Here is a 10,973-nt window from a genome sequence, read left to right as displayed (position 1 = left end):
CTCGCTCACCTTAGGATTCTCTCCTCGACTACCTGTGTCGGTTTGCGGTACGGGCACCTCCCGCCTCGCTAGAGGCTTTTCTTGGCAGTGTGAAATCAGGAACTTCGCGCATAACGCGCTCCCCATCACAGCTCGGCGTATTAGGAAGCGGATTTGCCTACTTCCACGCCTTGCTGCTTGGACACGCTCGACCAACGGCGTGCATTCCCTATCCTCCTGCGTCCCCCCATCACTCAAACGGCGGGGAGGTGGTACAGGAATATCAACCTGTTGTCCATCGTCTACGCCTTTCGGCCTCGACTTAGGTCCCGACTAACCCTGAGCGGACGAGCCTTCCTCAGGAAACCTTAGTCATTCGGTGGATGGGATTCTCACCCATCTTTCGCTACTCATACCGGCATTCTCACTTCTAAGCGCTCCACCAGTCCTTCCGGTCTGACTTCGACGCACTTAGAACGCTCTCCTACCACTCGTGCAACGCACGAATCCACAGCTTCGGTGAATCGTTTAGCCCCGATACATTTTCGGCGCAGCGTCACTCGACCAGTGAGCTATTACGCACTCTTTAAATGATGGCTGCTTCTAAGCCAACATCCTGGTTGTCTAAGCAACGCCACATCCTTTTCCACTTAACGATTACTTTGGGACCTTAGCTGGTGGTCTGGGCTGTTTCCCTTTTGACCACGGATCTTATCACTCGTAGTCTGACTCCCGTGTATAAATAGCTGGCATTCGGAGTTTGTCTGAATTCGGTAACCCGAGGTGGGCCCCTAGTCCAAACAGTGCTCTACCTCCAGTATTCTTCACACGAGGCTAGCCCTAAAGCTATTTCGGAGAGAACCAGCTATCTCCAAGTTCGATTGGAATTTCTCCGCTACCCACACCTCATCCCCGCACTTTTCAACGTGCGTGGGTTCGGGCCTCCAGTGAGTGTTACCTCACCTTCACCCTGGACATGGGTAGATCACCTGGTTTCGGGTCTACGACCACGTACTCAAAACGCCCTATTCAGACTCGCTTTCGCTGCGGCTCCGCATTTTCTGCTTAACCTTGCACGTAATCGTAACTCGCCGGTTCATTCTACAAAAGGCACGCCATCACCCGTTAACGGGCTCTGACTACTTGTAGGCACACGGTTTCAGGTTCTCTTTCACTCCCCTCCCGGGGTGCTTTTCACCTTTCCCTCACGGTACTGGTTCACTATCGGTCACTAGGGAGTATTTAGCCTTGGGAGATGGTCCTCCCGGATTCCGACGGAATTTCACGTGTTCCGCCGTACTCAGGATCCACTCAGGAGAGGATGGATTTTCGACTACAGGGCTTTTACCTTCTCTGGCCGTCCTTTCCAGAACGGTTCGTCTAACCCATCCTTTTGTAACTCCGTATAGAGTGTCCTACAACCCCAAGAGGCAAGCCTCTTGGTTTGGGCTGTTCCCGTTTCGCTCGCCGCTACTCAGGGAATCGATTTTTCTTTCTTCTCCTCCAGGTACTTAGATGTTTCAGTTCCCTGGGTGTGCCTTCTTAACGCTATGGATTCACGTTAAGATACTGTTCCATTACGAACAGTGGGTTCCCCCATTCGGAAATCTCCGGATCAAAGCTTACTTACAGCTCCCCGAAGCATATCGGTGTTAGTCCCGTCCTTCATCGGCTCCTAGTGCCAAGGCATCCACCGTGCGCCCTTAACAACTTAACCTTTTCGGTTTTCGATACACTGCGCAATACTTCGTCAATTCCGCTCGTTCGAATCCTCATGTACGCATATAGTACACTCCGGTTCTCACTCGCTCATTTCCTTGTCTTGCTTGCGTCTCGCAACCCTTACGGCTTTCAATCCACGTCGCATTTACGTCGTGTTAGCCTAGTTGTTTGCGCTTTACAGTAAATTGCTTGCTTTCAATGTCGTTTATCCAGTTTTCAAAGAACAACACTATAACTTTGAAGGTCATAAACCTTCAAAACTGAACACAAAACGCTAATGCTTCCGTAAATATCCTTAGAAAGGAGGTGATCCAGCCGCACCTTCCGATACGGCTACCTTGTTACGACTTCACCCCAATCATCTGTCCCACCTTCGGCGGCTGGCTCCCGAAAGGGTTACCTCACCGACTTCGGGTGTTACAGACTCTCGTGGTGTGACGGGCGGTGTGTACAAGGCCCGGGAACGTATTCACCGCGGCATGCTGATCCGCGATTACTAGCGATTCCGGCTTCATGCAGGCGAGTTGCAGCCTGCAATCCGAACTGAGAACGGTTTTTTCGGATTGGCTCCGTCTCGCGACTTCGCGACCGTTTGTACCGTCCATTGTAGCACGTGTGTAGCCCAGGTCATAAGGGGCATGATGATTTGACGTCATCCCCACCTTCCTCCGTATTTGTACGGCAGTCTCCTTAGAGTGCCCAACTGAATGATGGCAACTAAGGACAAGGGTTGCGCTCGTTGCGGGACTTAACCCAACATCTCACGACACGAGCTGACGACAACCATGCACCACCTGTCACCGCTGTCCCCGAAGGGAAGGCTATGTCTCCATAGCGGTCAGCGGGATGTCAAGACCTGGTAAGGTTCTTCGCGTTGCTTCGAATTAAACCACATGCTCCACCGCTTGTGCGGGCCCCCGTCAATTCCTTTGAGTTTCAGTCTTGCGACCGTACTCCCCAGGCGGAGTGCTTAATGCGTTAGCTGCAGCACTAAGGGGTGGAAACCCCCTAACACTTAGCACTCATCGTTTACGGCGTGGACTACCAGGGTATCTAATCCTGTTTGCTCCCCACGCTTTCGCGCCTCAGCGTCAGTTACAGGCCAGGAAGCCGCCTTCGCCACTGGTGTTCCTCCATATCTCTACGCATTTCACCGCTACACATGGAATTCCGCTTCCCTCTCCTGCACTCAAGTCTCCCAGTTTCCAATGACCCTCCCCGGTTAAGCCGGGGGCTTTCACATCAGACTTAAGAAACCGCCTGCGCGCGCTTTACGCCCAATAATTCCGGACAACGCTTGCCACCTACGTATTACCGCGGCTGCTGGCACGTAGTTAGCCGTGGCTTTCTAGTAAGGTACCGTCAAGGTGCAGCCAGTTACTACTGCACTTGTTCTTCCCTTACAACAGAGCTTTACGATCCGAAGACCTTCTTCGCTCACGCGGCGTTGCTCCATCAGGCTTTCGCCCATTGTGGAAGATTCCCTACTGCTGCCTCCCGTAGGAGTCTGGGCCGTGTCTCAGTCCCAGTGTGGCCGATCACCCTCTCAGGTCGGCTACGCATCGTCGCCTTGGTAGGCCGTTACCCCACCAACAAGCTAATGCGCCGCGGGCCCATCCTATAGTGATAGCAGAACCATCTTTCAACATCAAAGCATGCACTTTGATGTGTTATCCGGTATTAGCACGCGTTTCCGCGAGTTATCCCAGTCTATAGGGCAGGTTACCCACGTGTTACTCACCCGTCCGCCGCTAACCTCATGAAAGCTAGGCTTTCAATTGGTTCGCTCGACTTGCATGTATTAGGCACGCCGCCAGCGTTCGTCCTGAGCCAGGATCAAACTCTCCATAAAAGAAAATTTGATTTGCTCAAAAATTGAATGTCCGAATCTAGTTTGTTAACGAGGGTTAACAACTAGATAATTTATTGCATTAACGTTTTGTTGTTCAGTTTTCAAGGTTCATTTTTGTTTCGATATTTATTGGTTGAAACAACTTTTTCATTCTAACATCTTGTTTAGTTGTTGTCAAGATGTTTTTTTGTTATTTTTTGTTTATTATTACAAAACTTATCTCGTCCGCTAAGGACATGATATATATTAAAACACATTTCATTAGGAGTCAATAGTTTTTTTGAAAAAATTTTTTAGCATTTTCAAATCTAGTACAAACAACAAAATTCCTGCAATTACTATAATTCCACCAACAATTTGTGTAACAATCAATTTTTCTCCAAAAATATACAACGCTAAAATTGATGCACCAACTGGTTCAAATAATATTGCAATTGAAATAACTGTAGTGCTTATCCATTTAATAGCCCAGTTAAAAAGTGAATGGCCAAGTAAATTCGGAAGGATTGCAAGCAACAAAAACCATATCCATGTCATTATTGGATAAGGACCAAATGACTCTTCTCTTATTATGACATAACATAATAAACAAACTGTACTAATAGAATATACGACCATCGTATATGTAATTAAGGATAATCTCTTTCTTACATCTTGTCCAAATAAAAAATATGCTGTTACTAAGCCACAAGCAATAAGCGCTAGTATATCTCCAAATAAAGCATTGCCACTTACTTTAAAATCTCCCCAACTAATTAAAACACTACCGGATATAGCAATAATTCCAGACAATATTGTTTGCATTGTAATGCGTTCTTTAAAAAATAAATATGTTCCTACAAAAGCAAATAAGGGCTGCATTGTAACAAGAACCGTAGAACTTGCAACCGAAGTGTAGTTTAGTGATTCAAACCAAAGTATAAAATGAAATGCCAAAAAGATTCCGGCAATTGTAGAGAACAACCAATCTCTTTTATTTAACATTTTTAATTCGTGTACATGTTTTTTTAAAAATATCGGTGACAAGATTAACACCGTAAATAGCATACGGTAAAAAGCGATAACACCCGATTCAGCATCTGCTAGTTTTACCAAAATAGCAGAAAAAGAAATCGAAATGACACCAATAATGATTGCTATAGATGGATGGATCAGTGGTTTTTCCATTTTATTTACCCCTAACTTTACTTTATTCAATATCCATTTTTACATGATTAATGTTTTTGCACAATAAAAAAAGGGGGAAATGTCTTGGGGTACTTTCTCATTTTTCATGAAACGATTCGCAGCGTCGTTTTATTTAAATTGGCCTTTGCTGCAATGTTAAGTTTAATTATCGGAATCGAAAGAGAATTAAAGAAAAAACCTGTGGGATTAAAAACTAGCTTAGTAATTTCTACATTTAGTTGTTTATTAACCATTATTTCGATTGATACTGCATATAGTACCCCTCCTAGAGGTGATATCAACATCACAATGGATCCACTAAGACTTGCAGCCCAAATTGTGAGCGGAGTCGGCTTCTTAGGTGCAGGTGTCATTTTAAGAAAAGGAAACGATAGTATTACAGGTTTAACCACAGCTGCTATCGTTTGGGGAGCGGCTGGAATTGGAATTGCTGTCGGTGCCGAGTTTTATATAGAAGCATTATTAACAGTTATCATTGTCGTTTTCGGTATTGAAATCGTAGCACCTTTTTTAACAAAAATTGGGCCAAAACGAATAAGGATGCGAGAACTTTCTCTTAAAGCAAAGATTGCACATAAAGAAAATATAGAGGAATTGCTAAAGTTCATGAAAAAAAACGGGATGGTTATCGATAATATTCGCATTACTGGCGAAAATCTGACTTATGAAGTTGATATTCGTTTTTCCACATTATTAAAAAATAACACTTATACAGTTTTTAACACCTTTCATGCACTTCCTTATATTCAAAAAATTGAAATTGAAATTTTATCTTAATTTGGAGGAAATCGATGTTAGAAATAATAAAATTACTAAAAGACGGAAATAAACCATCATTATCTGCAGCAATTGTGAATTTAACTTTAGGTATTATTAAAGGAGCAGCTTATTTTTTTACAGGGAATGTAGCCATGTTTGCCGAAATGATGCACTCATTAGGAGATGCAGCCAATCAATTTTTCGTCTATATTGGTTCTGCTTTATCAAAAAAGGCGCCTACAAAACGGTTTCCAAATGGATTTGGGCGGGTAGTGAATCTTGTTTGTTTAGGAGCAGTCATCATCGTTGCAATACTTTCTTACGAAACAGTAAAAGAAGGTCTCCATCATTTTTTACATCCTAAAGAACAATCAGATGGAATCCTATTCGCCCTTTGTGTTTTGTTATTGGGAACGATACTGGAAGCCATTGTTCTACAAAAAGCTGCAAAAGAAACTTTACATGAAGTAGGAATCGAAACTTCCGGTATAGGAGCAATTCCAAAATCAATTATTTATTTAAACCGAGCTAAACCAGCGACAAAATTAGTATGGATGGAAGATGCAGTTGCTACCGCGGGAAATGTACTAGCATTTTTAGCTATCATTATCGCTTATTTTACGAATTTTTACGCATTAGAAGGTTTAGTATCCATGATTATAGGTGTAATGATGTTTTATGTAGTGGGTCGAGTATTCCTTGACAACGCTCGTGGTGCAATCGGCGAAACAGATGAAGAAATGTTAATACACATTGGTAATTTAGTAATGGAAGATCCCCATGTAAAAGATATTGAACGGTTAGAAGTTGTAAAGGAAGGAGAGTTTCTCCATGTTGAAATCGTTGTAGAAACCAATCCTCATCAATCTCTTGATTATTTGGATAGTGTTCGAGATCACTTAGTTGAATTAATTTTGGCTCAAAAAGGCGTTACAAAAGTAACTCTTGCTTTTGACAAAGACGACGGAATAACAGAGTGGAAATATCATAAAAAGAATAATGGATAACTTAATTGTGAAATCGCTAAAATGATTTATCATGTTAATACAATGATATATTACACTGTTAAAGATAATAGGCTGTCTAATACTAGACAGCCTCCCCATTTATAAAGACATCCTCAAAATTTCTCTTACATCGTTCTTCTCAAGAACTTTAAAACGTCCAATTGGACCATTCGCCATTGCTTTTTCAACTAATAATTCCAACTTTGAATCATCAATAGAATAATCTTTAAGTGAACTTGGAGCTCCTAGAGATGTCCAAAACTCTCTTAAACGTTCAATTCCTTCAAATGCAACTTCTTCTACAGTCTTATGAGACGGATTTACTCCAAACACTTTCGTAGCCAGCCGAGCAAAACGATGCGGATTTACATGAACAACATGTTTCATCCAGTTTGGAAATAGAATCGCAAGCCCCCCACCATGTGGAATATCATATACTGCTGATATGGCATGCTCGATTTCATGAGTTGCCCAATCACCCTCTGATCCCATTGATAACATTCCATTTAAAGCAATCGTTCCAGATAATAAAATTGTTTCCCGCAATTCATAGTTTTCCAGATTATCTACTAATTTTGGTGCTGTTTCGATAACTGTTCTCAGTACCCCTTCACACAATTCATCCATTACCAATGTATTTTCCGCATCATGGAAATATTGTTCAAATACATGGGACATCATATCGACAATACCGTATACCGTTTGATCCTTTGGTACTGTTATTGTGTATGTCGGATCAAGAATAGAAAACTTTGGAAACACCTTTCCGCTTGCCCATCCATATTTTTCTTTCGTTTTTTCGTTGGAAATAACAGAATTCGCATTCATTTCTGATCCAGTTGCAGCTAACGTTAAAACTGTTCCTAGAGGCAATGCATCTTTTACCTTCACTTTTTCCGTTACAATATCCCATGGATCTTCTTCCGTTTTTGCTCCAGCAACTATTAATTTAGAACAATCGATAACCGAACCGCCGCCAACCGCAAGTACAAAATCAATAGATTCTTTCTTACAAATATCAATTCCTTTTCTAGCCGTTTCAACTCTTGGATTTGGTTCTACACCACTTAATTCGAAAACATTCAAATCAAGATCTTTCAATATAGAAGTCACTTCATCATATAGCCCGTTTCTCTTAATGCTGCCTCCTCCAAAAACAAGCAGAATATTTCTCCCGTATTTCGGCAGCTCCTTTTTTAATTTACGTATTTCACCCTTCCCAAAATATAATCGAACAGGATTAGTAAAAACAAAATTATTCACTCAAACACTCTCCTTTATGAGCAAATTTACAATTCACACTATCAGTTAAAAATCCGAATAAACAAATAACACCATTTTTCAATGCAGAAAAATGGTGTTATTCTTCTTCAAGAAGCAAAATCTAAATCAAGTTTCAGTTGTATATTACACCCATCCGCGGAAGCGGGAAGCTTCAGCTGTACGGCGAACACCAACCATATACGCAGCAAGGCGCATATCGATATTTCGACTTTGCGCAGTTTGGTAAACATTTTCAAATGCATTGACCATTCTCTCGCGCAATTTTTCTTTCACTTCTTCAGCAGACCAATAGTAGCCTTGATTATTTTGAACCCATTCAAAATAAGAAACAGTTACCCCACCAGCAGAAGCAAGTACATCTGGTACTAATAAAATTCCACGTTCAGTAAGGATTTTTGTTGCTTCAGCAGTTGTTGGACCGTTCGCAGCTTCGACAACAATTTTAGCTTTAATATTAGGTGCGTTTTCAGCTGTAATTTGGTTTGAAATTGCTGCTGGAACTAAAATATCGCAGTCTAATTCTAACAATTCTTTATTTGTAATTGTATCTTCAAACAATGTTGTTACTGTTCCAAAACTATCTCGACGATCTAGTAAGTAATCGATATCTAAACCGTCTGGATCATATAAAGCACCATAAGCATCGGAAATACCAATCACTTTTGCACCTAAATCGCTCATAAATTTCGCCAAGAATCCACCAGCATTTCCAAAACCTTGAATAACTACTCGTGCACCTTTAATATCAATACCGCGTTTTTTCGCTGCTTCCTGGATAACAATTGTCACGCCTTCTGCAGTTGCACGGTCACGTCCTTGCGAACCGCCTAAAACAATTGGTTTTCCTGTAATGAATCCAGGTGAATTGAACTCGTCAATTCGACTATACTCATCCATCATCCATGCCATAATTTGGGCATTCGTAAATACGTCTGGAGCAGGAATGTCTTTTGTAGGTCCTACGATTTGGCTCACAGCACGAACATACCCACGGCTTAATCGCTCCAATTCTCCCATTGACATTTGACGAGGGTCACAAACAATACCACCCTTACCTCCGCCATATGGTAAATCAACAATACCGCATTTTAAAGTCATCCACATAGAAAGCGCTTTCACTTCATCCTCGGTCACATCTGGATGGAAGCGGATTCCTCCTTTAGTTGGACCAACCGCATCTGAGTGTTGAGCACGATAACCAGTAAATACTTTCGTTGTACCGTCATCCATTTTTACGGGGATGCGCACTTTTAACACACGAAGCGGTTCTTTTAATAATTCATACATCGCTTCATCATATCCAAGCCTATTTAATGCTTCTTTAATCACATCTTGTGTTGAAGTAAGAAGATTTACATTTTCAGACATATATTCTCGCCTCTTTTAACTCAATGATTTAATATTTTGTAGAAAGTTCCTCAACATCATATTAACATACTTTGTAAATAAATCGAGTTGATTGTATTGGTAATTTCCATTTTAATGATGTCCTACCATATGTACAACCATTTTTTCTCCCAATTTATATTATTAGCTCAACAAATTATTTATCATTCATTTTGATAAAAAAGCAGACGTGTAAAAACGTCTGCTTTTTAAATTATAACGTTTCAGAAATAGTTTTTGCTTGCATATGAAGAATCAAGTAGTCAGGTCCACCTGCTTTTGAATCTGTACCAGACATGTTGAATCCACCAAATGGTTGATATCCAACAATTGCAGCAGTACATCCGCGGTTGAAGTATAAGTTACCTACATGGAAATCTTCTGCAGCTTTTTGTAAATGGAAACGATTATTTGAAATAACAGCACCTGTTAAACCATATACTGTATTATTCGCAATTTCAAGTGCTTCATCGAAATCTTTTGCTTTTGTTATTGCAAGAACTGGACCAAAGATTTCTTCTTGCATAATTCGAGCATTAGGATCTACATCTGCAAATACTGTTGGATGGATGAAGTAACCTTTTGAATCATCATATTGTCCACCAGCAACTAAGCGGCCTTCTTTCTTCCCAATCTCGATATATTCAGCAATTTTCTTAAATGCTCCTTCATCGATTACTGGGTTTACATATGTTTCAACATTTGCAGGATCTCCTACAACAAGTTCATTTGTTAATTCAGCAACTCGTTCTACAACTTTATTGTAAGCTTCATCTCCTACAATGATTGCACGTGAACATGCTGAACATTTTTGACCACTGAATCCGAAAGCACTAGTTACGATAGATTGAGCTGCTAATTCTAAATCAGCATTTTCAGCATCGTCTACGATAATCGCATCTTTACCACCCATTTCAGCGATTACTCGTTTAAGCCAAATTTGTCCTTCATTAACAACGGCAGCACGCTCATTGATGCGAATACCAACATCACGAGAACCAGTGAAGCTGATAAAGCGTGTACGTGGATGATCTACTAAATAATCTCCTACTTCTGAACCTGGTCCTGGAATGTAGTTAACAACTCCTGGTGGCATTCCTGCTTCTTCTAAGATTTCCATGAATTTATAAGCAATAACTGGTGTTGTAGAAGCTGGTTTTAAAAGTACAGTATTACCTGTAACAGCAGCTGCTACAGTTGTCCCAACCATGATAGCAAATGGGAAGTTCCATGGTGAAATAACAACACCAACACCTAACGGAATATAAACATATTTGTTGATTGTTCCAGGATTTTCTTCAAGCGGTTTTCCTTTTGCAATTTCTAACATTTGACGACCGTAGTATTCTAAGAAATCGATCCCTTCAGCAATATCTCCATCCGCTTGTACCCATGGTTTACCTGCTTCTTTTGTTAACCATGCCGCTAATTCAAATTTACGACGACGAACGATTGCAGCTGCTTTAAATAAAATTTCTGCACGGATAACTGGATCTACTTTTTTCCATGTATTGAACGTTTTATCTGCTATTTGCATTGCCTTTTCTGCAATTTCTTTATTTGCTTTTGAAACTCGACCTACAACTTCCGTTTTATTTGCAGGGTTATAAGAAGTAATTTTATCTTCCGTTGTAATTCTTTCTCCACCAACAATTAATGGATAATCCTTGCCTAATTCACTTTCAACTTTTTTTAATGCTTCAAGATACTTTTGACGATTTTCTTCAATTGAAAAATCAGTTAGGGGTTCATGTTTGTAGGGAATCATTAATACTCCTCCTTAAAATAAATTACAT

6 protein-coding genes and 2 rRNA genes (1 of these 8 running past the window's edge) are annotated in these 10,973 nt (G+C 40.9%); 2 read left to right on the top strand and 6 right to left on the bottom strand.

Annotated elements, in window-relative coordinates; translation table 11 throughout:
• The 3 genes from NSU17_RS13085 to NSU17_RS13075 form a co-directional block, all read right to left on the bottom strand.
• Nucleotides 1-1,696, bottom strand: a 23S ribosomal RNA gene (locus NSU17_RS13085) (it extends 1,231 nt beyond the left edge of the window).
• Between the two features lie 304 nt (nt 1,697-2,000).
• A 16S ribosomal RNA gene (locus NSU17_RS13080) occupies nt 2,001-3,553 on the bottom strand.
• The 16S and 23S rRNA genes sit together here, the layout of an rRNA operon.
• 261 nt (nt 3,554-3,814) lie before the next feature.
• Nucleotides 3,815-4,720, bottom strand: coding sequence for a DMT family transporter (locus NSU17_RS13075; RefSeq protein WP_340705222.1), 906 nt, complete (start codon nt 4,718-4,720; stop codon nt 3,815-3,817).
• Nucleotides 4,721-4,804: 84 nt separating this feature from the next.
• Between NSU17_RS13075 and NSU17_RS13070 the strand changes: the two genes are divergently transcribed.
• Both NSU17_RS13070 and NSU17_RS13065 read left to right on the top strand, forming a co-directional pair.
• Nucleotides 4,805-5,518: an MgtC/SapB family protein gene (locus NSU17_RS13070; protein WP_422822758.1), complete on the top strand. Its 714-nt coding sequence runs from the start codon at nt 4,805-4,807 to the stop codon at nt 5,516-5,518.
• A 14-nt stretch (nt 5,519-5,532) separates the two neighbouring features.
• Nucleotides 5,533-6,507 carry a cation diffusion facilitator family transporter gene (locus tag NSU17_RS13065; RefSeq protein ID WP_340705221.1) on the top strand — a complete coding sequence of 325 codons (975 nt, stop codon included), beginning with the start codon at nt 5,533-5,535 and terminating at the stop codon, nt 6,505-6,507.
• Between the two features lie 99 nt (nt 6,508-6,606).
• Here the strand turns inward: NSU17_RS13065 and NSU17_RS13060 are convergent, their stop codons facing one another.
• The 3 genes from NSU17_RS13060 to pruA form a co-directional block, all read right to left on the bottom strand.
• Nucleotides 6,607-7,770 (bottom strand): iron-containing alcohol dehydrogenase, encoded by a 1,164-nt coding sequence (locus NSU17_RS13060; protein WP_168412854.1) that lies wholly within the window; start codon nt 7,768-7,770, stop codon nt 6,607-6,609.
• Between the two features lie 144 nt (nt 7,771-7,914).
• A complete protein-coding gene (locus NSU17_RS13055; RefSeq protein WP_016839477.1) occupies nt 7,915-9,159 on the bottom strand; it encodes a Glu/Leu/Phe/Val family dehydrogenase in 1,245 nt (414 codons plus the stop codon).
• A gap of 232 nt (nt 9,160-9,391) precedes the next feature.
• Complete coding sequence (gene pruA, locus NSU17_RS13050) at nt 9,392-10,945, bottom strand: L-glutamate gamma-semialdehyde dehydrogenase (RefSeq protein ID WP_340705220.1); 1,554 nt, start codon at nt 10,943-10,945, stop codon at nt 9,392-9,394.
• Nucleotides 10,946-10,973: the final 28 nt, after the last annotated feature.

It is taken from the genome of Ureibacillus sp. FSL K6-2830 (genome assembly GCF_038004145.1).
In the GTDB taxonomy this organism is placed as follows: Bacteria; Bacillota; Bacilli; order Bacillales_A; family Planococcaceae; genus Ureibacillus; species Ureibacillus thermosphaericus.
The sequence above is the reverse complement of the archived record's forward strand: the minus strand, read 5'-3'. Positions and strand labels throughout refer to the sequence as shown.

Bases quoted from the DNA above. Each gene is read 5' to 3' on its own strand.
- pruA (WP_340705220.1), bottom strand. From the start codon at position 10,945: ATGATTCCCTACAAACATGAACCCCTAACTGATTTTTCAATTGAAGAA.
- NSU17_RS13065 (WP_340705221.1), top strand. From the start codon at position 5,533: ATGTTAGAAATAATAAAATTACTAAAAGACGGAAATAAACCATCATTA.
- NSU17_RS13055 (WP_016839477.1), bottom strand. From the start codon at position 9,159: ATGTCTGAAAATGTAAATCTTCTTACTTCAACACAAGATGTGATTAAA.
- NSU17_RS13075 (WP_340705222.1), bottom strand. From the start codon at position 4,720: ATGGAAAAACCACTGATCCATCCATCTATAGCAATCATTATTGGTGTC.